Consider the following 22,822-nt stretch of genomic DNA (forward strand, 5'->3'; position numbering starts at 1 on the left):
TCACTTCCCAGCCCGTGCCCGCCTGCGCACCAGGAACACGACGGCGGTCAGCAGCACCAGCGCGGCGGCGGCCACCCCAACCCACCACAACGCCCCGGAACGCGACACGGACGCTCCGTGCGGGGTCGCGGTGTCGGAGCGGACCGGGCCCGAACCGCCCGTCAGGACGACGTCGTTGCCGTCGCCGCCGTGGTAGGTGATGCCCGCTCCCTCGGGCAGCCCTTCGAAGGTGCCCCTGACCGGTTCGGTTCCCTGGTTGTCGATGAGCACGCCGGGGCCCTGCGCCGAGCTCGGCGCGAAGGTGCCCGCAAGCTGCACCGCGCCGGTCACGGTCAGCCGGGTGCCGGTCAGGCGTGCGCCGGGCCGCTGGGTGTAGGCGCCGCGCACGGTCAGGCCGGTGGCCTCGACAGTCCCGGCGTTGTCCACCGCTGCCTGCACCGTGCCGGTGGACCGCAGCGTGCCGGCGGGCGCCACCGCGAGCTGCCGGGCCTGGACGGACCCGGCCAGCGCGAGCGTTCCTTCCCCGACGGTCCAGGCGCTGTCCGGGGTGGTGTGCTTGCCGGTCAGGGTGAGCGTTTCGGCCCCGGTCTTGGTGACCTCGCCCGTGGCGTTCAGGGTGCCGCCGAACGTCGTCGCGGTGGTGGCGCGGACGGTCAGCGCTCGTCCGGCCGCCACGGTGCTGCCCTCGGCGCCGGAAAGGTTGTTCACCGTCGGGTCGTCGCTCCGGGTCAGGTCCAGCTTCGTCCCGGCCGCCGGCAGGTCGACCGCGGCGCTCGCGGCGAGGGAACCGCCGGTGACCGCGAGCGTGCCCGCCTTCACCGTGGTCCTGCCCGTGTAGGTGAGCTCGCCGGTCAGGATGGTGGTGGCCGGGCCGGCCTGGGTCACCGCGCCTTTCCCGCCGATCCGGGCCAGTCGGGCACCTTGGCCGGCGTTCTGCACGATCAGCTCGCCGTTGTCGACGATCTTGCCGGTCGGCAGCAGCGAACTGTCGCCCTGCGGGCTGCCGTCGCCCAGCCGCAGCGACGCGCCGTCGCCGATCGTCGTGTCGCCGTCGTAGTTCTGCGGCGCCGTGAAGGTGACCGCGTTGCCGCGAGTCGCCGCGATGACGACGTCGCCGCGGCCGACGTCCGCCATCGTGTCGTGGTACCGGCCGCCGGAGATGGGCGCGTCCAGGGTGACCGGGCCGTTGTAGTCGAACGTCAGCACGCTGCGGGTGCCGTTCCGCTCCGCGTGCAGGTTGATGTAGACGGTGTTTTCGTTGCCCGGCAGGAAAAACCGGTTGTTCGTGCCGTCGCCCCACGTCACCGTGGCGCCCTCGATGTTGATGCCGCGCTTGTTGTCCCGGTGCGGCACGGTGGCGAAGTTCCGGGCCGGCTCGCTGAGCGCGGGATCGGTGTCCGACCCGTTGTCCGACCAGCTGTACACGCCCGACATCCGCACCACACCGGAACCCCAGGTGTGGAAGTTGATGTCGTTGCCGTAGTACTGCGAGTAGATGTCGGCGGCGTCGGTGACCACTTCGGCGTCCGGTGCGTTGTGGATGAACGATCCCTGGTTGACCACCTTGCGCACGTTCGGCATCGCGGTGAGGTAGTTCACGCTGCCGTAGTCCGCGCCGGTGCCGACGTACAGCGTGCCCGAGAACGGGTGCGTACCCGGCAGTTCGATGCCGGGCCAGGTGCCCCGCCGTTGCTTGACGAGTCCGGCCCCGCTGATCACGCCCAGGCTCACCGCCCGGTGCACGGCGAGGTCCAGAGTCCCGTCGACCCGGTGGTTGAGCGTGTTCAGCGAGACCCCGGGTGCCTGGACGAAGTGCCCGAGGACACCGTCCCCACCCGAGCCGCTCCCGTACTGGAGCGTCGCTCCGCGTTGCACGATCACCGCGGGCGGGTCGGGGTTCTCGATCGTGGTCACCGGGTGGTTGCCGCCCACCGTGACGATCTTCTGCCGGCGGCGATCGGCCGGCAGGGTGAAATCGCTGTTCTTCACGAGCACCAACGTGCCCGTTCCGCCGACGGTGAAGACGCCTTCGCCGCCGATCACTCCCGTGTAGGTGGTGACGCCGCCGGTGAGCCGCACGACCGCGTCCCCGCTCAGCGTCACGTCCCGGTTCGCGAGGATGTCGCCGGTGACGTCCCGGCCCCCGGCCTGCGCGAACGCACCCGGCGAAACCAGGGTGACGAGGACGAGCACGGTCACCACCACGGAAATCCGGCAACCACCACGCCGTGTGCGCAAGACGTACCTCAGAGATGTTAGCGATAACATTTTTCCGGGGGTCAGTGTTCGTGGCCGGCGAATCCGTGTCAACCCCGTGGCGGGCGGCAACCTTTCGGGCCTCGGCGGCAACTGGGTGGCGAAACCGAGGACGACCCGAGGAGTGCCGCTGTGAGAAAGACCAGGTCCACCGTGACGCGCGGGCGCCGCCGCGGCCGCTGGACGGCGATCGCCCTGGCGGCGGGCGTACCCGCGCTCGTCGTCCCCTACCTGGTGCTCACCCGGGACGACGCGGAGCCGGTGCAGGTGGACTCGGCCGCCTACTACCAGTTCGTCTCCGTGCGCGACGGCAGCGCGCTGGACGTGGCCGGGGCCGACGACGCGGACGGTGCCCGGATCCAGCAGGAGAAACGCGCTACCGGCGCCGCGAGCCAGCAGTGGCAGCTCAAGCCCCTCAAGGACGGCTTCTGTCAGCTGGTCAACCACAACAGCGGCAAGGTGCTGGGAGTCCGGGGTTTCGCCACGGCGGAGGCCGACGTCGAACAGCAGTCGGACACCGGCGCCGCGGCGCAGCAATGGCAGCTCCTCGACACCGGCGACGGGCAGGTGAAGATCGTCTCGCGCGACAGCGGGATGGTCCTGGGCGTGACCGGCGGCACCGACCGCCGTGCGGTCCTCCAGCTCCACGACCGGGGCGGCGCCGACCAGCGGTGGAACCTCGCGAAAGCCGACACGGCCGCCCGGCCGTCGGCACCGGCGGTGGCTGCCGCCGCGGCGAAGCCCGCCCCCACGACGTCGACCGCGCCCGCGGCCCCTTCGGGTGGCTACACCTGGCGCAACGCGCAGATCGGGGGCGGCGGCTTCGTCACCGGCTTCGTGTTCAACCCGAGCCGCAAGGGCCTGCTGTACGCGCGCACCGACATGGGCGGCGCGTACCGCTGGGACGGCGGCGCCGGCAGCTGGGTCCCGCTGACGGACTGGGTGGCGGACTGGAACCTCCTGGGCATCGAGAGCGTGGCGACCGACCCGGCCGACCCCGACCGCCTGTACCTCGCGACCGGCACCTACACCAACGACTGGGCGGGCACCGGCGCGATCCTGCGCTCCACCGACCAGGGCAGGACGTTCCAGCGCACCGATCTCCCGTTCAAGCTGGGCGGCAACGAGGACGGCCGCTCCATGGGGGAACGGCTCGCGATCGACCCCGCCGACCACCGGACGCTGTACCTGGGCACCCGCAAGAACGGGCTGTGGCGCAGCACCGACTACGGCGTGACGTGGCACCAGGTCCCCGGTTTCCCCGTCACCGGCGGCGCGAGCAGCGGCGCCGGCCTGTCCTTCGTGACCTTCGGCCCGGCCGGCAGCAAGACGATCTACGTCGGTGCCGCCGACAAGACCACCTCGCTGTACCGCTCCACCGACGGCGGCGCCACCTGGCAGGCCGTCCCGGGCCAACCCACCGGGCAGCTGCCGCAGCACGGCGTCCTGTCCGGTGACGGTTCGCTGTACGTGACCTACACCGACGTCCCCGGCCCGAACGGGGTGAAAGCCGGTTCGGTGTGGAAGTACACGCCGTCGGCCAACGCCTGGAAGGACATCTCCCCGATTCCCGGCGACGGGTTCGGCTTCGCCGGGCTGGCGGTGGACCCGCGGCACCCGGCCACGGTCATGGTCACCACCCTCGACCGCTGGTGGCCGTCGGACGAGCTGTACCGCTCCACCGACGGCGGCACCACCTGGAAGGCCCTCGGCGCGACAGCCGTCCGGGACGCTTCCGCCGCGCCGTACGTCGGCACCGGCATCGGTCACTGGATGGGGGCGCTCGCGATCGACCCCTTCGACTCGGGACACGTCCTCTACGGCACCGGATCGGGGCTGTGGGCCAGCGGCGACGTGACCGCGGCGGACCGCGGCGGCGCCACCCACTGGACGGCCCCGGTCAAGGGGCTGGAGGAAACCGCGGTCCTCGGCCTGGTGGCCCCGCCCGGCGGCAAGCTGATCAGCGCGCTCGGCGACGTCGGCGGGTTCCGTCACGACGACCTCGACAAGGTGCCGGCCGGGGCGTCGTCCGGACCGCGCTTCACCAACACCACCGGCATCGACTTCGCCCAGGCCAAGCCGGGCACCGTCGTCCGCGTCGGCTACGGCGACCAGGCACGCGGCGCCTGGTCCACGGACGGCGGCGTCACCTGGCGGCCGTTCGCCGGGGCTCCGGTGAGCGGCGCGGGCGGCGGCACCGTGGCGATCTCGGCCGACGGCGCCACCGTGGTGTGGACCGCGTCCGGGCAGGTGCCCGCCTCCTCCCCCGACCGGGGCGCGACCTGGACGGCGGCCACGGGCCTGCCGCCGGGGACGGCCGTGGTCGCCGACCGCGCCGAGGCGGGCACCTTCTACGCGCTCGCCAACGGCACCTTGTTCGCCAGCAGCGACGGTGGCCGCACCTTCAGCCCTCGCGCCGGCGGTCTCCCTGGCGGACGTCTCACCGCGGCCCCGGGCCGTGCCGGAGACCTGTGGATCGTGGACGGCGGCGGGCTTTCGCACTCCACGGACGGCGGAGCGAGCTTCCGCAGGCTCGGCAGCGTCCGGGCAGCTCGGGCCGTCGGCTTCGGCAAGGCCGCCCCCGGTGCGAGCTACCCCGCGATCTACCTCGTCGGCACAGTGAACGGCGGCACCGGGATCTTCCGCTCCACCGACGGCGGCGGCGCCTGGAAGCGGATCAACGACGACCGGCACCAGTACGGCGGCGGGGCCGGCTCCACCGCCATCACCGGCGATCCGGACGTGTACGGCCGGGTCTACGTCGGCACGAACGGCCGCGGCGTACTGTACGCCGAGCCGTCCTGACCCGCGCCGGGCCGGCGACCGCGCCGGCCCGGCCGCGGAGCCGACACTGGCAGGCCGCCGCCCTCGCACGGGGGGCACGGGAAGGAAGAGGACAGCCGAGACACATGCTCCTCGATGACACGTCGGCGGAGTTCCACGACTTCTTCGAACGCCACTACGCCGGGCTCGCCCGGTTCGCCTTTCTCCTGACCGGCGAACCGGACGCCGCCGACGACCTCGCCGCCGACGCCCTGATCGCCCTGTGGCAACGCTGGGACCGGCTGCGCAAGGCCGAGCACCCGCTGGCGTACGCCCGTGGAGTGGTCGCGAACCTGGCACGGGAACGGGTCCGCAGCATGACGCGCGAGCGCCGCCGGATCGCCCTGTTCTGGTCGCCGGGTTCGCACCAGGAACGGAGTCCCGACGTGGCCGCCGTGGTGGACGTGCGGGCGGCCCTGAACCGGTTGCCGTTCGGGAAGCGGGCCTGCGTCATCCTCCGGCACGCCTTCGACCTGCCGGAAAAGGAAACCGCGCGTGCCCTCGGCATCTCGGTCGGCGCGGTCAAGAGCCAGACCTCGAAAGGACTGGCCGAGCTGGAACGCCTGCTCGGCGCCGGCGCGGCCGGGCACCTGGCGACGGAGAGGGGAAGCCGGTGAACGAAGAGATCGGCAGGCGGCTGCGCGAGGCCGCCGAGGCACACCAGCCCGACCACGACCGGATGCTGGCCCGCGTGCACCGCGGCATGGCCGGCACCACGGTCCGGCGGCGGCCGGGCATCGCGAGGTCCTGGCCCAAGGTGGTGCTCGCCGGCTCCGCCGCGGCCGGCATCCTGGCCGTCGCCGGCTTCGCCGTCGCCGGAAGCGGGCAGACCCCGCCGGCGGCGACCACGCTCACGGTCCCGACCACGAGCGAAGCGCCCAGCTCCACCCCCTCCCCCGACGGCCCGGTCCCGCCGCCCGCGACGGGACGCCCGGCTCCGGCGACCACCGCCCGGCCGTCGTCGAGCGCGCCCCCGTCCGCCCCGGGGGGCAACCGGGTCACGGACGGGCCGCTTTCGGCGCAGGGCGCCATCGACCCGCACAGCACCGTCTACTGGGCCCAGAGCACCCTCACCTTCGGCACCACCCGGCCGCTGACCGCGCTCGTCGTCGAAGTGCGCATCACGCAGACCGGCGGCGTGCAGCGCACCGGCCAGTGGCAGACCGGGCCCGCCGACGACTTCACCGTCACCACGCAGGACAGCGGCGACGCCGTGGTCTACCGCTGGGAGCTCAAGCCGGGGAGAACGCTCCCGGCCGCCGAACAGGTCTTCGCCGTCCAGTACAACCACGCCGCCGGCGCACGCCAGGCCGGCCTCGACAGCTACCTCGTCCAGGCCACCACCACCGACGGCAGCCACACGCTCCGGGGCGGCTTCACCACGCCCTGACGGTCGTTCGCCCGAAACCTGGTGGTTACATCTTGACGTCGCCGAGGTTATCGTTCAAAGTCCTCTGGTGCGCTCAGCCGCACCTCTTCTAGACCAACTGTCCCCTTTCACTCCGCCATATCCCTGCCGGATCCCAAACTGTTAGCGCTAACAATCGTCGGTCGACGGTGCCCAACGAAGGGAAAGATGCTATGTCGGTTGGATTCTCGCGTGTCGCGGGGTGGCGCCGCCGGTGGCGGTCGGCGCTGGCCGGCGCGGTCGTCGTGCCGGTCGTGGGCGGGCTGCTCACGGTCGCCCCGACCGCGGCGTCGGCCGCCACAGTGGACACCGCCGCCTGGTACGTCCTGCTGAACCGCAACAGCGGCAAGGCACTCGACGTCAGCGGCGCGTCCACCGCCGACGGCGCCGGCCTCATCCAGTGGAGCCGCAGCAACGCCACCAACCAGCAGTTCCAGTTCGTGGACGCCGGCGGCGGCAACTACAAGCTCCGCGCGCGGCACTCCGGCAAGGTGGCCGACGTGCAGGGCGCCTCCACTGCCGACGGCGCCGCGGTGGTGCAGTGAAGCGACAACGGCGGCGCCAACCAGCAGTTCAGCCTCGCCGACGCCGGAACCGGGTACGTCCGGCTGGTCAACCGCAACAGCGGCAAGGCACTCGACGTACGGGGCGCCTCCACCGCCGACGGCGCCGCCGTGGTGCAGCAGACCGGCTCCACCGCCAACGACCAGCAGTGGCAGCTCGTCAAGGTCGACGGGGGCAACGGCACCGGCGCCTGCACGCTGCCGTCGACCTACCGCTGGTCGTCGACCGGCCCGCTGGCGAACCCGAAGTCGGGCTGGGTCTCGCTCAAGGACTTCACCAACGTGGTCCACAACGGCAAGCACGTCGTCTACGCCACGACGCATGACACCGGGTCGAGCTGGAAGTCCATGAGCTTCACGCCGTTCACGAACTGGTCCGACATGGCCACCGCCGGCCAGAACTCGATGCCGTTCAACGCCGTCGCGCCGACGCTGTTCTACTTCGCCCCGAAGAACATCTGGGTGCTCGCCTACCAGTGGGGCTGGCCCGACACGTTCTCCTACCGCACCTCGAGCGACCCCACCAACCCCAACAGCTGGTCGGCGCAGCAGACGCTGTTCACGGGCACGCTCCCCGGCGGCGCCCCGATCGACCAGACCATCATCGGCGACGACACGAACATGTACCTGTTCTTCGCCGACGACAACGGCGGCATCTACCGCGCCACCATGCCCATCGGCAGCTTCCCGGGCAGCTTCGGCTCGAGCTACACGAAGATCATGAGCGACACCGCGCTCAACCTGTTCGAGGCGCCCGAGGTCTACAAGGTCCAGGGCCAGAACCAGTACCTCATGATCGTCGAGGCGCGCGGGACGAACGAGCGCCGCTTCTTCCGCTCGTTCACCGCCACCAGCCTGGGCGGCACGTGGACCCCGCAGGCGGCCACGGAGAGCAACCCGTTCGCGGGCAAGGCAAACAGCGGAGCGACCTGGACCAACGACATCAGCCACGGTGACCTGGTCCGCACCAATCCCGACCAGACCAAGACCATCGACCCCTGCAACCTCCAGTTCCTGTACCAGGGCCGCGACCCCAGTTCCGACGGCGTCGACTACGGCCTCCTGCCGTACAAGCCCGGCGTGCTGACCCTGCAGCGCTAGCCACGGGGCGGGCTCGGCCCACGGCCGAGCCCGCCTCACCCCGGGGACGGGCGCTGTCCGCTTGACGTCCGCCTCGTGTCAGGGCCGTGTCAGGGGCCATGGCCACCATCCGTCGGTATGGATGACACGCATCGGCCGACGGCCGCAACTGAGCCCCGCCCACTCCACGGAACAGCCAAGCGGCTGCTGGCCGACCGGCACTCGCTGCCGCTGTCCATCGCCCTGCACCTGGTCCCCGGCGCCCTGATCGTCGCGGTCTACCTGCTGTTCGCCGAACCTTTCGTGCTGGCCATCGGAGCTCCGGTGTTCCTGGGCTGGGCGATCGCGCTGAGCCTGGTCCTCGGACCGCTGATGGCGGGCTTGTACTGGCTGGGGCACAAGCGCAACGGACGGTTCTCGTTGCGCGGCGTGCTGCACTACACCGACAGGCCGTTGCCGAGGGGAAAGCTCGTCGCCATGGCCATTCCCATGTTCTTGTGGATGATGGTGCTGTCGACCGCGCTCATCCCCCTGGACAGCTTCGTCTTCGACCATTTCTTCACCTGGCTCCCGTTCGCCGACGCGGGCGGCAGCGCCACCACGTACCTCCAGGGCAACGGTCGCTCGGCCATGCTCACCACGCTGGTGATATGCCTGCCGCTGACCGGGATCTCGCTGCCGCTGATCGAGGAGTTCTACTTCCGCGGGTTCCTCATGCCCCGCCTCGCCCACCTGGGCCGAGGGGCGCCGGTGCTCAGCACGGTCCTGTTCTCGCTGTACCACTTCTGGGCGCCGTGGACGTTCTTGTCGAAGCTGGTTTTCTTCTTCCCGGGTCCCTGGTTCGTGTGGAAGAAGAAGGACATCCGGCTTTCGATCGGGATGCACGTCGGGTCGACCTCGATCTCGACGGCCGGCGGCATCATCGCGCTGGCGTTGAACATCGTGTAATCGAGATCCGGTGCCCCGGCTCACTCGAAGAACTTGAGGCCCCAGCCGGTGTTGGTGTTCGCGCTGGGGACGTTGGCCCGGCTGTACGTGGTCGAGCCCCACCAGCAGAACGTGCCCGTGTACCAGTACCGGTTGGTCCACGAGTACGGCGTGCCCTTGGGGACGGCGTGGTACACGAGCGGGAACGTGGGGCCGGCGGGCGGGCTGGTCGCGATGTCGCCGTTCAGCAGGACGAAGCTGTGGTGCCCCGGCCCGTTGGCGTGCAGGGTGGGGTCCCAGCCGGCCATCATCGTCGCGCGGTTCGACCCGAACAGGCATCCGTTCGACTTGTACCAGTCCCACACAAAGGCCGGGTCCCCGCCGGCGCGCAGGCGCAGGTCGGCGAGGCAGTACTGGTCGCTCCAGCTGCCGTTGGCCGAGTAGACGACGTGCAGCTGCCCGTTCGGGTCCTTGATCACTTCGGGAGCTTCGTTGACGTAGGGGTCACCGACGACGCGTTCCCAGCTTTCGCGCGGCTGGGAGATGATGTACCGCGGGCCGGTCGGGGTCGTCGGCGTGCTCATCCGGGCGATGTAGAGATTCTGCTCGCCATTCGTGTCGCCGGCCCACCCGGACCACACGAACCACCGCTGCCCGTTGAAGGTGAACAAGGTGCCGTCGATGGCCCATTTGCCGTCGGGCAGCGCGAGCTGGATCGGGTTGGTGGTGTAGCCCCGGTCGGCGCTGACCGAGCTGATCACGTACATCCGGCGCAGATTCCCGGCTCCGGCCGCGAAGTAGACGTAGAACCGGCCGCCGTCGACGACGATCTCCGGCGCCCAGACATCGCTGCCTTCGGCCGACCAGATCTCCCGGGCGGGCGCGCTCGCCAAGCCGTCGGGCGACGCGGCCTGCCGGACCACGATGCCGTCACCAACCGACTGCACGCCGACGTAGACCGAGCCGACCCGCAGCACACTGGGATCGGCCGCGCGCAGGCTGGTCTGCCCGGCTTCCGCAGCCGGCGCGGCACTGATGGCAGCCGCGGCGAAAAGGACGATGGAGACGGCAAAACGCCGTAACTTCATGATGACACTCCTCGGTCGGTCCCGGCCCGGGTGGAGCCGGGAACTCGTCAAAAGACCACCCGTCAGCTGCTCAGCGGTTGCCGTGCCCTGGCCGAACCGGAGACGTCTCCTGCTTCGCACGCAGGAACCACTCCGGCACGTCCAGTCGAACAGCCGACTGGACTGCGTGTATTGCAGCTCCACGCCACCCGGCCTACGGACACCTATCGCCGGACCGGCGGAAGCCGTCCACACTGCCGCACACGCCCACCGACTTGGGCAACCGGAACCGGCTCGGGTCATCCTCGTACCGTTGCTCGGCCACCCTTCCCGCAGGTGCCTGCGGCGCCGCCCTCCGCGCCGTTTCTTCCGCCCGCTGTTTGCGCTCACGCAGATCGTCCGCGCGGTGGCGAGGCTTGCTCATTCGTTCGATCGGATCCTTTTCTTTCGCCCGCACGCCTTCTTTGATCAGACCCTGCACCTTCGCGAGAAAGTCGTCGTGCTTCTCGTGGCCCTTCCCCGGCTTCTTCTCACCCTCACGCGCAGCCCGCACATCCCGCGCCCGCAACCGCCTTGCCTGCGCCCGCGTCGGCCGGCGGGGTCTTGTTCGGCGCAGCTTCGGCATCAGCGACCCCAAGCGCACTGCACAGGACGGTCAGCACACCACCAGAGGCCGAGTACAACAGCGCCCGGCGTACCGTCGAACCAACTCACCGCATCCCCCTTTCCCGGTTTGTTCTTCCACCCGGCGGTGGGTAATGAGCGTGCCCCCAGGTGGTACACACAAAGTCCACCGGCGGTATACCGGTTCAGGTTCGCCGCGCACCGGAGGCGGCGCATCGTCAGCGACTGAATTCCTTCCGCGTCCGCCAGGGCGGCAGCCGCCGCCGGCACGCGCTCACGGCTGAGCGGTGTCCGGGACGCCTTCGCAGCCACTGAACCCTCCTTGACCCTTGCCTGCGCCTTACAACGTATGGTTACCTTACGCGGTAAGGTGGAGAAGGGCCGAAGGGGGCCTCGCATGAAGGCTGCGGTGCACACCAGGTACGGCCCGCCAGAGGTCGTTCGGATCCGCGAGGTGGCCAGGCCGTCGGTCGGGGACCGGGACGTGCTCGTCCGGGTGCACGCGACGACGGTGAACCGGACGGACTGTGCCTACCGGGCGGCCAAGCCCTTCTTCATGCGACTGCTCACCGGCATCGCCCGGCCTCGCCGGACGATCATGGGAACCGAGTTCGCCGGGGAGATCGAGGCGGTCGGCCGTGGTGTCACGTCCTTTTCGCTCGGCGACCGGGTGTTCGGGTACAACGAGGGCGCGTTCGGCGCGCATGCCGAATACCTGTCGGTGCCGGAGGACGGGTCGATCGCGACGATGCCGGCGGGCGTGACCTTCGAGCAGGCCGCTCCCGGTACCGAGGGGGCGCACTACGCGCTCGCGTGCATCAGGCACGCGGGGACCCGGGCCGGACAGGACGTCCTCGTCTACGGCGCGACCGGCGGGATCGGCTCGGCAGCCGTGCAGTTGCTGAAGAGTCTCGACGTCACCGTGACCGCGGTGTGCGCCACGGAAAGCCTGGCGCTGGTGAAACACCTGGGCGCGGACCGGGTCGTCGACTACACGGCAGGGGACTTCACCGAGGACGAGCAGACCTACGACGCGGTGTTCGACGCGGTGGGCAAGAGCACGTTCGGCCGCTGCAGACGACTGCTCAAACCCGGCGGGGTGTACCTGTCCTCGGAGCTGGGGCCCTGGGCTCAGAACCTCATGCTGGCATTGGTCACCCCGCTGCTGCGCGGCAGGAAGGTGAAGTTCGCGTTCCCGCGGGACAACCAGGCCATCGTTCGCCACCTGCGAGACCTGATCGAGTCCGGGGACTTCACGCCGGTCATCGACTGCCGGTACGCACTGGACCAGATCGTCGATGCCTACCGGTATGTGGAGACCGGACAGAAGATCGGCAACGTCGTGATCACCGTCGCGCAAGCAGACTGACCGACGGCGGCGCGACTCAGGGGAACAGCCGCAGGTCACGCAGCAACCAGTACCGCAACGGCAGTTAGTGGTGTTGTGCTGATCGTGGATGACACCGGGTTCCTGAAGAAAGGCAGGATGTCGGACCCCGCCGCTCGACGCTGCTGGACCTGGCCTGGATCGCCGGAGCTCGCCGGCGGATCGAGGAGTGCTTCCAGAAGGCCAAGAAGGAAGCCGGACTCGACCACTACCAGGTCCGATCCTGGCGAGCCTACAAACGCCGCGACTACCCACTCACTTAACTGCCGTTGCAATACTGAACGAGAGCTCCGTTTCCGAACGGTGGTTCACCCGGATTGCCACATACCTTCTTGCGGAAGCACTCTTGTGAGCGTGAACATCGAGTGCCACACTGTCTCCGCCGAAGCCTGCGCCGCTGACGGAAGTCGCCGCATCACGGCCCGCCGGCGAATTTGTCGAACCCGGAATTCCGGAGCAACGGGCAGCGCTGTGCGGCAGCACGGATGGCAGCCGGAACGTCGTACGCACCGAGGAGTGAGATCAGCGTGACAGCAACACGACTTCCCCGTCCTCGCCGGGCGGCAACGCTGTTGGCGGCAGGCGTGCTGATGTCCGCGATGACGACGGTACTGCATACGTCGTCCGCGGAGGCGTTGGAGAACGGTGTGGCGCGCACGCCGCCGATGGGGTGGAACTCCTGGAACACGTTCGGCTGCAACATCAACGAGGCGTTGATCAGGCAGATGACCGATGCGATGGTCAACTCCGGCATGCGTGACGCGGGCTACGAGTACGTCGTGGTGGACGACTGCTGGATGAACCCGAACCGGGACTCGGCGGGCAACCTCCAAGGCGACCCGAGCCGGTTCCCCAGCGGCATGAAGGCGCTCGGCGACTACATCCACGGCAAGGGCCTCAAGTTCGGGATCTACCAGGCGCCGTTGGCCGAGACATGCGCCCAGTACTTCAACTCCTACCCCGGTTCGACCGGGGCGCTGGGCCACGAGGAGCAGGACGCCCGCCAGTTCGCGGCCTGGGGCGTGGACTTCCTCAAGTACGACTGGTGCTCGCCCAGCGGCACGATCGACGACCAGGTGCGCACGTTCGCCAAGATGCGCGACGCCTTGCGCGCCGCCGGCCGCCCGATCGTCTACAGCATCAACTCCAACAGCATCCACGACAAGACCGGACCCCGGCGCAACTGGGGCGACGTGGCGAACATGTGGCGCACCACCGAGGACATCACCAACAAATGGGACACCGGGCAGACCAACGGCTACCCGATGGGCATCCAGAACATCGTCAACGTCACCGTGCCCCTGGCTTCCTACGCCAAGCCCGGCGGGTTCAACGACCCGGACATGATGGAAGTCGGGCGCGGCGGCATGAACGACACCGAGATGCGCAGCCACTTCGCCCTGTGGGCCGTCATGGCCTCGCCCCTCATCGCGGGCAACGACCTGCGCAACATGGACGCCGCCACGTCGACCATCCTGAAGAACGCGAACCTCATCGCCATCAACCAGGACAGCCTCGGCCTGCAGGCCAGGCAGGTCTCCAACGACGGCACCCGGCGCGTCCTGGCCAAGCCGCTGGCCAACGGCAACGTCGCGGTCGCCCTGTTCAACCAGGGCGGCGGCACGACCACCATCTCGACCACGGCGAGCGCGATCGGCCTGTCGGGCAGCTCGTTCACGCTGCGCGACGCCTGGACCAACGGCACGACCACCACGTCCGGCGCCATCTCGGCCAGCGTCCCGGCGCACGGCACCGCGGTGTACGTCGTCAGCGGTGGGGGCCCCGCGCCCACGTCGTTCTCCTTGGTGAGCCAGAGCTCCGGCCGCTGCCTGGACATCTCCGGCAGCACGCCGGCCAACGGCGCCCTGGCCCAGATCTGGGACTGCAACAGCCAGGCCAACCAGCGCTTCACCACGACAGCGGCCGGTGAGCTGCGCGCCTACGACGGCGCGAAGTGCCTGGACGTCTACAACCAGAGCACGGCCAACGGCACCGCCGTGACGTTGTGGGACTGCAACGGCCAGGGCAACCAGCAGTTCCGCGTCAACTCCGACGGCAGCGTGACGGCGGTGGCGTCGGGCAAGTGCCTGGACGTCAACGGCGGCGCCACCGCCAACGGGACGAAGGTCATCATCTGGGACTGCCACGGCGGCACCAACCAGAGGTGGACCCGCACCTGATCCCCAGGCGGCGACCGCGAACTCCGCGGTCGCCGCCGACCGGACTTCCGTGCCGCGGTCCGCGGCTGGGACCCACCCGGGCACGACCGGCGAGAACGAGCACATGACCGCGCATGACCGCGCACCACCGGCACAGCCGGCAGGCCACGGACCATCCGCTCTACTTGTGGTTCACCACGCTCATGCGGTGGGTACCGACGTGGGAACACGCTGGGTGGATGTTCAGCGCCACCGCCAGAATCATTGGACGTCAACATAAGCGACGAACCGCCGAGCGTGTCCGTGGAACGGATCGGTCCTTGCTCATGCGCAGGATCAAGGCGACCGCGTCCTCCGAGTGAGCTGCCGGCGTCAGAACCTCCTGCAGGAGCAAACCACGTATCGCGGCAATGGTGACGGTGGCCAAAGTCAGCGCTTCCTCGGCGTCGAGCCTTCGCGTTCCGCGAGCGAGGCCGGCATCTTGGTCAGGTCGTCGAGCGAGCACCCGCCGGCACCGGCCAACGGCGCCACCGGCCAGCGGAGACAGCCGGTCAGGCCGCCGCTTGGACGATCATCAAGATCGACACCAAATCGCCCCTACTCCCGGGTAGCAAAAAAGCCCAGGTCATCGACCTGGGCTTTGCTCCCCCGCTTGGACTCGAACCAAGAACCCTCCGGTTAACAGCCGAATGCTCTGCCAGTTGAGCTACAGGGGAATGTCGCTCACTTCCGGTGCCGGTCTCTCCGACCGACAAGAAGAACTTTAGCCCATGCCCCGGAAGCGCCTCGCACCACCCCCCACTTAGCGCAACCGCCCCCGCGCCGGCGGTTTTCCTGGACAATGGACAGTCGGACGACCTAACGACGGAAGGCGTGGACGCGGATGAAGAAGTTCCTGCTGGGGGCAGGCCTGGGGTACGTACTGGGCGCCAAGGCAGGCCGGGGGCGGTACGAGCAGCTCGTGCGCACCTACCGCCGGGTCGTCGACCACCCGATGGTCCAGGGCGCCGCCGGTGTCGCGCGCGCGAAGATCGGGGAGAAGCTCAAGCGCTGACGCGGGCCACGAAGAACACCCGGCGGAACTCGAACCAGGTGACGCCGTCAGGCCGCGCCGGGTACGCCGAGTCCAGCAGCGGCGCGAGTGCGGCGCGGAACCGCTCCCACTCGGCGTCGGACAGCGCCGCGCGGATCGGGCGCAACGCCGTCCCGGTGATCCACTCCAGCACCGGGGACGGCCCGCGCAACGGCTGCGCGTACGTCGTCTCCCAGGCGTCGACCTCGCAGCCCGCGTCGGCGAGGAGGTCCGCGTACTCCAGCGGGGCCGAGACCGCGTCGTCCTCGCGCAGCACCACCTCGGCCAGGCGCGACGCCCAGGCCAGGGACGCCGCCAGCTCGCGGGTCAGCACGTGCGAAGGCGCGTTGAAGTTCCCCGGGACCTGCACCGCCAGGGACGCACCCGCGGGCAGCTGGGACACCCAGCGGCGGAGCAGGGGCAAGTGGTCCGGCACCCACTGCAGGACGGCGTTCGACACCACGACGTCGGTGTCGGGCGCCGGCCTCCAGTCGCGGACGTCGAGCAGCGCCGCGTCGAGGCCGCGGGCCCGCGCTGCCGCCACCATTTCGGGTGAACTGTCGCCGCACTCCAGGCTGGCCGAGGGCCAGCGGTCACGCAGGGACACCGTCAGGTTGCCCGGGCCGCAGCCGAGGTCGACGACGCGCCGCGGGGACGCCGCCCCGATGCGCGCGACCAGGTCGTAAAACGGCCGGGCCCGCAGGTCGGCGTAGTCGAGGTACTTGCCCGGATCCCACACGGCCGCCTCCCAAAGAAACAGTACGCCTGTACTGAGTACGAGCGTACTGCTACTCCGCCGGGTTGACCAGCTTCGCGGCGACCTGCTCGGCAATGGCCTCGACCAGCGCGACGTCCGTGCCCGGGTCCGGCCGGACCTGGAGCACCGTGCCGTCGCGGCCGGGCACCTTGCGCTGGACGAACCACGCTCCCCCGGACCCGATCTCCTGCCGGTGCCGCGAGCGGATCGAGCCCTCGACGCGCTGGTAGGCCTCGCGCGGCAGCTTGCCCGGCGACGGCAGCCGGAACCGCACCGGCGGCAGGTCGGCCAGCACGACCGCCGAGCCCGCCGTCCCGGCCTCGGCCGACTCCGTCAGCGTGAACACGCCGTCCGCCCAGGCCGCCTTGCCGACGAGGTGCCAGCCGACGCGGCGGGCCCCCTCCTCGGCCGGGACCCACAGGCCCAGCGCCGTCACGACCAGGTGCCCGCCGCCCTCGACCGGGGCGCTGACGACGACGTCCTCGCCCGGCGCCAGCGCGCCGGCGAAGCCCGGAGGCGTGCGGTCGCCCAGCAACCGGCGCAGGAAACTCATCTCAGCTCCACGCGCCGGCGGCCGCCTGCTCGCCCAGCGACTTCTTGTACTGCTCCAGCGCGACGAGGTCGCCGAACAGCGCGCGGTAGTCGTCCGGCGCTTCGACCGGCGACAGCCGCTGCAGCTTGCCCTTGATCTCCGCGATCTGCCGCCCGACGAGCCCCTCCTGCAGGCGCGCGAGGATCGACGAGATGTACCGGGAATCGACCTCGTCCTTGGCCTGCAACGGTTCCACGGCCAGCTCCGACAGCACCCGCCGGACCGTCCCTTCCGGACAGTGCGGGGCGGCCGCGTCCAGCAGGGCCGGCCCGGTCAGGCCCGATCCCGCGCCACCGGCCTTCAAAACGGCTTCGTGGACGGCCACGTACACCGGGTGCGTGAAGGCTTCCAGGGGCAGCGCGTCGTACTCGGGTCCGGCGATCGCGGGCTGCTGCAGCGCGGCCTTGAGCGCCTCGCGCTGCACCGCGAACCGCGGGTCCTTCGGAGCAGGCCGGGCGACGTCCTGGGTGGGCGCCGCCGGCGCCGCCTGGGCCCGCGCCGGCTGCCGGGCGGGTGCGCCGCCACGCTTGTCCGTCGCGCCCGCGGACCCGCGGACGCGGTTGACGACCTGGGCGACGTCCTGCCAGCCCACCCACCAGGCGAGCTTCGACGCGTAGCCGTCGCGGGCCGCGCGATCCTTGATCGACGCCACCATCGGCACGGTCTTCTGCAGCGCCGCGACCTGGCCGTCGACCGAGTCGAGGTCGTAGTTCTTGAGCGTGCTGCGGATGACGAACTCGAACAACGGCGTCCGGCGCGCGACCAGGTCCTTCACCGCGCTGTCGCCCTTGGCCAGCCGCAGCTCGCAGGGGTCCATGCCATCCGGCGCCACCGCGATGTACGTCTGGCCCGCGAACGTCTGGTCGCCCTCGAACGCCTTCAGGGCGGCCTTCTGGCCCGCTTCGTCGCCGTCGAAGGTGAAGATCACTTCGCCGCGGAAAGCGTCGTCGTCCATCATCAGCCGGCGAAGCACCTTCATGTGGTCTTCGCCGAACGCCGTGCCCGACGACGCCACCGCCGTCGGCACGCCCGCCGCGTGCATCGCCATCACGTCGGTGTAGCCCTCGACCACGACGACCTGGTGCCGCTTCGCGATCTCGCGCTTGGCCAGGTCGAGGCCGAACATGACCTGGGACTTCTTGTAGATCGGCGACTCGGCGGTGTTGAGGTACTTCGCCGAGATGCGGTCGTCTTCGAACAGCCGCCGCGCGCCGAAGCCGACGACGTCGTTGCCGACGTCGCGGATCGGCCAGACCAGCCGCCGGTGGAACCGGTCCATCGGGCCGCGCTGGCCCTCCTTGGACAGCCCCGCGGTGAGCAGCTCCTTGACCTCGAAGCCGCGGTTGAGCAGGAACTTCGTCAGCTTGTCCCAGCCGCCGGGCGCGTACCCGCAGCCGAACGTCTTCGCCATCGCGGCGTCGAACCCGCGCTCGGACAGGAAGTCCCGCGCCGGGCGCGCCTCGTCGGTGACCAGCTGCTCGGCGTAGAACTCCTGCGCGAGGCGGTGTGCCTCGACCAGCCGGGTGCGGCTGCCGCGGTCGCGCTGGACGGTCGCGCCGCCGCCTTCGTAAGTGAGCCGGATGCCGACCCGGTCGGCCAGCCGCTCGACGGCCTCCACGAACGAGATCAGGTCGATCTTCTGGATGAACTTGATCACGTCGCCGCCCTCGCCACAGCCGAAGCAGTGGAAGGTCCCGTGCGTCGGGCGGACGTTGAACGACGGGGTCTTCTCGTTGTGGAACGGGCAGAGGCCCTTCAGGCTGCCCCCACCGGCGCGGCGCAGCGCCACGTACTCCCCGACGACCTCGTCGATCCGGTTCCGCTCGCGCACCTCCGCGATGTCGCTCTCCCGAATCCGTCCTGCCACGCAGCCCACTCTAGTCTTTCCCGTTTCCCGGCTCCTCCCGTGTGCGGCACACTCGGGACATGGCCTCCACGACCACCACCCAGGACACGCTCGCCGCGCAGTTCGCCGAGCACCGCGGCCACCTGATCGGGGTGGCCTACCGGCTGACCGGCACCCGCGCCGACGCCGAGGACGCCGTCCAGGAGTCCTGGTTCCGGCTGGCCGGGCTGGACGAGGCCGGCCGGGCGGGGATCCGCGACCTGCGGGCCTGGCTGACCACGGTCGTCGGCCGGATCTGCCTCGACCGGCTCAAGTCGGCCGCCGCGCAGCGGGAGCGCTACGTCGGCAACTGGCTGCCCGAGCCGGTCGTCACGCCGTTCGGGCGGCCGGTGAGCGAGGACCCGCTGGACGTCGCCGTCCGCGACGACGGGCTGCGGATGGCCGCGCTCGTCGTCCTCGACAAGCTGACGCCGGAGCAACGCGTCGCGTTCGTGCTGCACGACGCCTTCTCGGTGCCGTTCACGGAGATCGCGGACGCGCTCGGCGTCTCGGTCGCCGCCGCGCGGCAGTACGCGTCGCGCGGCCGCAAGGCCCTCGCCGACGCCGATCCGGCGCCGCGCGTCCCCCTGGAGGACCAGGCGAAGATCCTCGAGAAGTTCGTCATCGCGCTGCAGGCCGGGGACGTCCGGGCGATGACCGAGCTGCTCGCCCCGGACGTCGTGCTCATCGGCGACTCGAACGGCAAGGGCCGGACCACGCGCCAGCGCATCGTCGGCGCGGACAAGATCGCCCGCTTCTTCATCGGCCTCACGAGCAAGTACCCGCCCGGCGTGCTCACCGGCGGCACGCCGGTGCTCGTCAACGGCGACCTGGGGTTCCACCTCGCTCCGCAGCCGGGCGAGGACGGCTTCTTCGCCCTCGACGAGCACGTGCAGGCGATGACCGTCCGCGACGGGAAGATCGTGGCGATCTACGACGTCGTCAACCCCGACAAGCTGGCCCGGATCACGCGTCCCGGCGACGCACCGTCGTGATCCCGGCGGCGAGGAGGACAGCGGCGAAGGCGCCGAAGTAGGCCAGCGCCCAGCCCGGGCTCAGCGGCGAGTCGGACAGGACGGCCGCGTTGCCGCCGTCCCGGCCCGCGTTGGCCTCGCCGCTCCCGCTCAGGAACTTCGTGACGGCGTTCAGCGGCAGCCACCGGTGGATCGCCGCCCCGGCCCGCGGGATCAGCTGGACGACGTTCTCCGCCATCAGCGGGTAGGCGACGAGCACGGCCACGGCGCCGGCCGTGTAGCGCACGAGCAGGCCGACACCGACCCCGCAGACGGCGGCCAGCGCGAACACCGGCCCGGTGCCGGCGACGATCCGCCAGTCGGCGGCGCTGTCCAGGGCCAGGTCGGCGTCCGGGGCGAGGACCCTGGCCACCAGCCAGGCGGTGAACGCGGCCGCTTCGCCGAGCAGGAACGCGTACCCGGCGACGAGCGCGGCCTTGGCCAGCAGCACCGGCGTCCGGCTCGGCACGGCCTGGAAGGTGCCGTGGATCGTGCCGGAGTGGTACTCGCTGGTCACGGCGAGCGCGGCCAGCACCAGCACGGCGACCAGCGCGAGCTGGTAGCCGAACTGCGTGCTGGCGACCGTCGGCGGCAGGCGCGACTCACCGGCGCTGAGCGCGGTGATCGCGGCCGGCATGGCCAGCGCGACCACGGTGAAGACACCGCACACCCAGGGCGTGGCGATGCTGAAGAGCTTGATCCGTTCACTGGCGACGAGGTGCATGCGGGCACGATCCCGCGGCGGATCCCGGCGGCGCGTCCCACCGGAGTCGGGTTCCCCGCCTCCTACGGCAGCGGGACCCGGCACGCGTCGCCGGAGGTGAAGCCCTGGTCGACGATGCCGAGCGCGCTGTTCATCCGGGCGCGGGAGTTCTCCAGCGCGATCTGGTAGGTCAGCTCGAGGACGCCGTCGCGGCCGAACTCGCGCTCGAGCTCGGCGACCTGCTCGTCGGTCACGGTCACCTGGTCCCCGGACATCGCGTCGGCGTAGGCGAGCGCCAGCCGCTCCTGGTGGCTGAAGGCGGGTGACGTGGCGTAGTCGTCGATCTTCGTGAGCCGCTCGATGTCGAGGCCGTCGTGCTTCTGCAGCATGGTGCCGAAGTCGACGCACCACGAGCAGCCGATCCGGGTCGCGACCCGGTAGACGGCGAGCTCCCGCACGTTCGCCGGGACCTTCTTCGACGCGCGCTCGGCCAGCAGCTCGTGCACCACGGACGTCCGCAGGAGCCCGGGGTGGTGCGCGGTGACGGCCAGCGGCTCGGGCACGGCGCCGTAGCGGCGGCCGGCGAACCGGTAGGCGAGCTTGAGGAACAACCCGGCCTCGGACGTCTTCTTCGCGGGGATGCGCGGCATTTCGGTCTCCTTCGTCTCGGTCCTACGAGCTGGACGAGACGGCTTCCGAAGACGTGACAGCCGGCGATGTGAGCCACGCCACCAGCATCGTCGCGGCCGCCGCGGCGAAGACCACGGTCAGGCCCGGCGCGGCCAGCCCGCCGGTGCCGGCCAGCGCGAGCCAGCCGAACACCGCGGCCCCGGCCAGCCCGCCGGCCTGCCGGGCGAAGGTCAGCGACCCCAGCGTGACACCCAGCAGTGTCCGGTCCGCCCGCGTCTGGCCGAGGACGGTGTAGGCGGACGTGCAGACGGCGAAGGCCGCGCCGATCGCGAACAGCCCCGGGGCGAGCAGCCACGGTGTGCCGCCGAACGCGGCCGCGGCGGCGATCGCGGCGAGCCCGGCCGTGCCGAGCACGCAGCCGAACCGGCCCCACCGCGTCATGTCCGGGTGCCGCCGGGCCTGCGCGGCGAACGACGTCGACAGGACGAGCTGGCCCGCGGTCATGGCGACGAGCAGCAACCCGGTCGCGGCCGCTTGCGCGCCGAGCGCGGCGACCAGGGCGACGTAGGTGAAGGTGCCGTAGAGCGCGGCGCCCGCCAGGCCGTTGACCACCACCGCGCGCTTGAGGACGACGTCGGCGAACACTTTCGGCGAGATCAGCGGGCTCGGCGTGCGGCGCTGCCGCCGGACGAACAGGAAACCGGCCACCACTGTCGTGCCGAGCAGCACCGGCGTCCACAGTGGACTCCGGGCGAGCGCGTCGACCGTGCCGAGCGCGACGACGGCGGCACCCGCGGCGGCCAGCAGCGCGCTGCCCAGGACGTCGAACTTTTCGGTGCTCTGCCCCGGTTTCGCGGGCAAGCCGCGCAGCCCGAGGACGAGGGCGGGCACGCTCAGCGGCAGGTTGACCAGGAAGATCCACCGCCAGCCGGGGCCGGCCGCGAGCAGCCCGCCCAGTGGCGGCCCGCCGAGGGTGGCCACCGCGAAGACGGCTGTCTGCCAGCCCTGCCGGCGCAGCAGCTCGTCGCGCTCGAACAGCTCGCCGAGCGCGCTCATCGCCGTGACGATCAGGCCGCTGCCGCCCAGCCCCTGCAGCGCGCGGGCGGCGATCAGCGAGCCGACGTCGGGCGCGGCGGCGCACCACGCGGACGCGGCGGCGAACACGAGGACCGACAGCGCGAAGGCGGCCCGGCGGCCGTACAGGTCGCCGAGCCTGCCGTGCAGCGGCGTCGCGACGGTCAGGGTCAGCAGGCCGGCGGCGGTGACCGCGACAAGCCCGGTGTGAGCGTGCAGATCGGCGCCGATCGAGGGCAGGGCCGCGGTGAGGACCAGGCCGTCCAGCTGGGCCATGGCCATCCCGAGCAGCAGGCCGGCGTAGGCGAGGTTCCGAGATGCGTGCATAAAGCACACGTTATAACGTGTCTTATGCACACATCAAGCGAGGGTGGACCCGCCCTGTTCCGCTTGGTCCGGCACTGGGCACGCCAGTGGGCGCCGGACGTCGTCGAGCGCTTCGCCGACGACGCGCCGCCGTCGTGGACGGTGCCGAACCTCTTCGTCATCCAGGCGATCGACGGCGCGACCGGCGACGAGGTGACGGTCGCGGACGTGGCACGCCAGCTGGGCATCGACCGCTCGGTGGCCAGCCGGATGGTGACCGAAGCGGCACGAGCGGGCTTCGTCGAACGCTCGACGTCGACCCGCGACGCCCGCCGCGCGGTGCTGGCCCTCACCGAACCGGCGAAGGAGTTCCTCGACGCTTCGCGGGCCCACCAGCGTCAGGCGTTCGAGGGGTTGGTGGGCCACTGGCCGGCGGCGGACCGCGAGCGGTTCGCCGGCTATCTGAGCCGGCTCGCGGACGAGGTTCTCGGCTGAC

19 protein-coding genes, 1 tRNA gene and 2 pseudogenes are annotated in these 22,822 nt (G+C 70.8%); 11 read left to right on the forward strand and 11 right to left on the reverse strand.

The features are described 5' to 3' along the window. On the reverse strand, positions 1-2,238 hold the full coding sequence (locus tag I4Q55_RS31325; RefSeq protein ID WP_242547126.1) for an autotransporter-associated beta strand repeat-containing protein: 2,238 nt from the start codon (positions 2,236-2,238) through the stop codon (positions 1-3). Between the two features lie 150 nt (positions 2,239-2,388). Here I4Q55_RS31325 and I4Q55_RS31330 point away from each other — a divergent pair, with 150 nt between their 5' ends. The 5 genes and pseudogenes from I4Q55_RS31330 (at position 2,389) to I4Q55_RS31350 (ending at position 9,078) form a co-directional block, all read left to right on the forward strand. Continuing rightward, positions 2,389-5,061 carry an RICIN domain-containing protein gene (locus I4Q55_RS31330; protein ID WP_206792858.1) on the forward strand — a complete coding sequence of 891 codons (2,673 nt, stop codon included), beginning with the start codon at positions 2,389-2,391 and terminating at the stop codon, positions 5,059-5,061. 104 nt (positions 5,062-5,165) lie between these two features. After that, entirely contained in the window at positions 5,166-5,696 is a 531-nt protein-coding gene (locus tag I4Q55_RS31335) for a SigE family RNA polymerase sigma factor (protein WP_206792860.1), read from the forward strand. After that, the gene (locus tag I4Q55_RS31340; protein ID WP_206792862.1) at positions 5,693-6,469 is read left to right on the forward strand and encodes a hypothetical protein; all 777 of its coding nucleotides are present in this window, start codon (positions 5,693-5,695) and stop codon (positions 6,467-6,469) included. The genes I4Q55_RS31335 and I4Q55_RS31340 overlap by 4 nt, the downstream gene beginning before the upstream one ends. Positions 6,470-6,660: 191 nt before the next feature. After that, positions 6,661-8,151: pseudogene (locus I4Q55_RS31345) on the forward strand (non-reducing end alpha-L-arabinofuranosidase family hydrolase). Between the two features lie 117 nt (positions 8,152-8,268). After that, positions 8,269-9,078 (forward strand): CPBP family intramembrane glutamic endopeptidase, encoded by an 810-nt coding sequence (locus I4Q55_RS31350; RefSeq protein WP_206792864.1) that lies wholly within the window; start codon positions 8,269-8,271, stop codon positions 9,076-9,078. Between the two features lie 20 nt (positions 9,079-9,098). Here I4Q55_RS31350 and I4Q55_RS31355 read toward each other — a convergent pair whose 3' ends face one another. Together I4Q55_RS31355 and I4Q55_RS31360 are read right to left on the reverse strand one after the other, a co-directional pair. After that, on the reverse strand, positions 9,099-10,145 hold the full coding sequence (locus I4Q55_RS31355) for a glycoside hydrolase family 43 protein (protein ID WP_206792866.1): 1,047 nt from the start codon (positions 10,143-10,145) through the stop codon (positions 9,099-9,101). A gap of 193 nt (positions 10,146-10,338) precedes the next feature. Further along, positions 10,339-10,749, reverse strand: coding sequence for a hypothetical protein (locus I4Q55_RS31360; RefSeq protein WP_206792868.1), 411 nt, complete (start codon positions 10,747-10,749; stop codon positions 10,339-10,341). 396 nt (positions 10,750-11,145) lie between these two features. Here I4Q55_RS31360 and I4Q55_RS31365 point away from each other — a divergent pair, with 396 nt between their 5' ends. Together I4Q55_RS31365 and I4Q55_RS31370 are read left to right on the forward strand one after the other, a co-directional pair. Continuing rightward, entirely contained in the window at positions 11,146-12,117 is a 972-nt protein-coding gene (locus tag I4Q55_RS31365) for an NAD(P)-dependent alcohol dehydrogenase (RefSeq protein WP_242547127.1), read from the forward strand. 122 nt (positions 12,118-12,239) lie between these two features. Next, positions 12,240-12,371: pseudogene (locus tag I4Q55_RS31370) on the forward strand (IS701 family transposase); the annotation flags it as partial. A 179-nt stretch (positions 12,372-12,550) separates the two neighbouring features. Here the strand turns inward: I4Q55_RS31370 and I4Q55_RS51045 are convergent. After that, a complete protein-coding gene (locus I4Q55_RS51045; RefSeq protein ID WP_374194507.1) occupies positions 12,551-12,889 on the reverse strand; it encodes a hypothetical protein in 339 nt (112 codons plus the stop codon). Between I4Q55_RS51045 and I4Q55_RS31375 the strand changes: the two genes are divergently transcribed. After that, positions 12,801-14,315 carry a lectin gene (locus I4Q55_RS31375; RefSeq protein WP_374194505.1) on the forward strand — a complete coding sequence of 505 codons (1,515 nt, stop codon included), beginning with the start codon at positions 12,801-12,803 and terminating at the stop codon, positions 14,313-14,315. The two genes, I4Q55_RS51045 and I4Q55_RS31375, sit on opposite strands and share 89 nt — an antisense overlap. A gap of 622 nt (positions 14,316-14,937) precedes the next feature. On the opposite strand, the gene I4Q55_RS31380 is transcribed toward I4Q55_RS31375, so the two are convergent. Next, positions 14,938-15,010, reverse strand: a tRNA-Asn gene (locus I4Q55_RS31380). Between the two features lie 167 nt (positions 15,011-15,177). Here I4Q55_RS31380 and I4Q55_RS31385 point away from each other — a divergent pair. Further along, a complete protein-coding gene (locus I4Q55_RS31385; RefSeq protein WP_003097798.1) occupies positions 15,178-15,348 on the forward strand; it encodes a hypothetical protein in 171 nt (56 codons plus the stop codon). Here the strand turns inward: I4Q55_RS31385 and I4Q55_RS31390 are convergent. Genes I4Q55_RS31390 through dnaG form a run of 3 tightly spaced genes read right to left on the reverse strand, consistent with a single transcriptional unit; the run spans position 15,338 to position 18,582 of the window. Further along, complete coding sequence (locus I4Q55_RS31390) at positions 15,338-16,105, reverse strand: trans-aconitate 2-methyltransferase (protein ID WP_206792872.1); 768 nt, start codon at positions 16,103-16,105, stop codon at positions 15,338-15,340. The genes I4Q55_RS31385 and I4Q55_RS31390 overlap by 11 nt on opposite strands. 49 nt (positions 16,106-16,154) lie before the next feature. Beyond that, positions 16,155-16,676: a hypothetical protein gene (locus I4Q55_RS31395; protein WP_206792874.1), complete on the reverse strand. Its 522-nt coding sequence runs from the start codon at positions 16,674-16,676 to the stop codon at positions 16,155-16,157. A gap of 1 nt (position 16,677) precedes the next feature. Then, positions 16,678-18,582 (reverse strand): DNA primase, encoded by a 1,905-nt coding sequence (gene dnaG / locus I4Q55_RS31400; RefSeq protein ID WP_307793358.1) that lies wholly within the window; start codon positions 18,580-18,582, stop codon positions 16,678-16,680. A gap of 59 nt (positions 18,583-18,641) precedes the next feature. Between dnaG and I4Q55_RS31405 the strand changes: the two genes are divergently transcribed. Further along, positions 18,642-19,595 (forward strand): sigma-70 family RNA polymerase sigma factor, encoded by a 954-nt coding sequence (locus I4Q55_RS31405; RefSeq protein ID WP_206792879.1) that lies wholly within the window; start codon positions 18,642-18,644, stop codon positions 19,593-19,595. On the opposite strand, the gene I4Q55_RS31410 is transcribed toward I4Q55_RS31405, so the two are convergent. From I4Q55_RS31410 to I4Q55_RS31420, 3 genes are all read right to left on the reverse strand, one after another. Beyond that, positions 19,567-20,337, reverse strand: coding sequence for a hypothetical protein (locus I4Q55_RS31410; RefSeq protein WP_206792881.1), 771 nt, complete (start codon positions 20,335-20,337; stop codon positions 19,567-19,569). The two genes, I4Q55_RS31405 and I4Q55_RS31410, sit on opposite strands and share 29 nt — an antisense overlap. A gap of 62 nt (positions 20,338-20,399) precedes the next feature. Further along, the gene (locus I4Q55_RS31415) at positions 20,400-20,966 is read right to left on the reverse strand and encodes a carboxymuconolactone decarboxylase family protein (protein ID WP_206792883.1); all 567 of its coding nucleotides are present in this window, start codon (positions 20,964-20,966) and stop codon (positions 20,400-20,402) included. Between the two features lie 22 nt (positions 20,967-20,988). Then, a complete protein-coding gene (locus I4Q55_RS31420) occupies positions 20,989-22,347 on the reverse strand; it encodes an MFS transporter (protein WP_206792885.1) in 1,359 nt (452 codons plus the stop codon). A 24-nt stretch (positions 22,348-22,371) separates the two neighbouring features. Here I4Q55_RS31420 and I4Q55_RS31425 point away from each other — a divergent pair, with 24 nt between their 5' ends. Next, complete coding sequence (locus I4Q55_RS31425) at positions 22,372-22,821, forward strand: MarR family winged helix-turn-helix transcriptional regulator (protein ID WP_206792887.1); 450 nt, start codon at positions 22,372-22,374, stop codon at positions 22,819-22,821. Position 22,822: the final 1 nt, after the last annotated feature.

Origin of the sequence: Amycolatopsis sp. MtRt-6 (genome assembly GCF_017308975.1) — a bacterium.
Lineage (GTDB): Bacteria > Actinomycetota > Actinomycetes > Mycobacteriales > Pseudonocardiaceae > Amycolatopsis.

Bases quoted from the DNA above. Each gene is read 5' to 3' on its own strand.
- I4Q55_RS31415 (WP_206792883.1), bottom strand. From the start codon at position 20,966: ATGCCGCGCATCCCCGCGAAGAAGACGTCCGAGGCCGGGTTGTTCCTC.
- I4Q55_RS31395 (WP_206792874.1), bottom strand. From the start codon at position 16,676: ATGAGTTTCCTGCGCCGGTTGCTGGGCGACCGCACGCCTCCGGGCTTC.
- I4Q55_RS31385 (WP_003097798.1), top strand. From the start codon at position 15,178: ATGAAGAAGTTCCTGCTGGGGGCAGGCCTGGGGTACGTACTGGGCGCC.
- I4Q55_RS31360 (WP_206792868.1), bottom strand. From the start codon at position 10,749: ATGCCGAAGCTGCGCCGAACAAGACCCCGCCGGCCGACGCGGGCGCAG.
- I4Q55_RS31375 (WP_374194505.1), top strand. From the start codon at position 12,801: ATGGGGTGGAACTCCTGGAACACGTTCGGCTGCAACATCAACGAGGCG.
- I4Q55_RS31355 (WP_206792866.1), bottom strand. From the start codon at position 10,145: ATGAAGTTACGGCGTTTTGCCGTCTCCATCGTCCTTTTCGCCGCGGCT.
- I4Q55_RS51045 (WP_374194507.1), bottom strand. From the start codon at position 12,889: ATGCCGGAGTTGACCATCGCATCGGTCATCTGCCTGATCAACGCCTCG.
- I4Q55_RS31335 (WP_206792860.1), top strand. From the start codon at position 5,166: ATGCTCCTCGATGACACGTCGGCGGAGTTCCACGACTTCTTCGAACGC.
- I4Q55_RS31410 (WP_206792881.1), bottom strand. From the start codon at position 20,337: ATGCACCTCGTCGCCAGTGAACGGATCAAGCTCTTCAGCATCGCCACG.
- I4Q55_RS31365 (WP_242547127.1), top strand. From the start codon at position 11,146: ATGAAGGCTGCGGTGCACACCAGGTACGGCCCGCCAGAGGTCGTTCGG.
- I4Q55_RS31405 (WP_206792879.1), top strand. From the start codon at position 18,642: ATGGCCTCCACGACCACCACCCAGGACACGCTCGCCGCGCAGTTCGCC.
- I4Q55_RS31350 (WP_206792864.1), top strand. From the start codon at position 8,269: ATGGATGACACGCATCGGCCGACGGCCGCAACTGAGCCCCGCCCACTC.
- I4Q55_RS31425 (WP_206792887.1), top strand. From the start codon at position 22,372: ATGCACACATCAAGCGAGGGTGGACCCGCCCTGTTCCGCTTGGTCCGG.
- I4Q55_RS31420 (WP_206792885.1), bottom strand. From the start codon at position 22,347: ATGCACGCATCTCGGAACCTCGCCTACGCCGGCCTGCTGCTCGGGATG.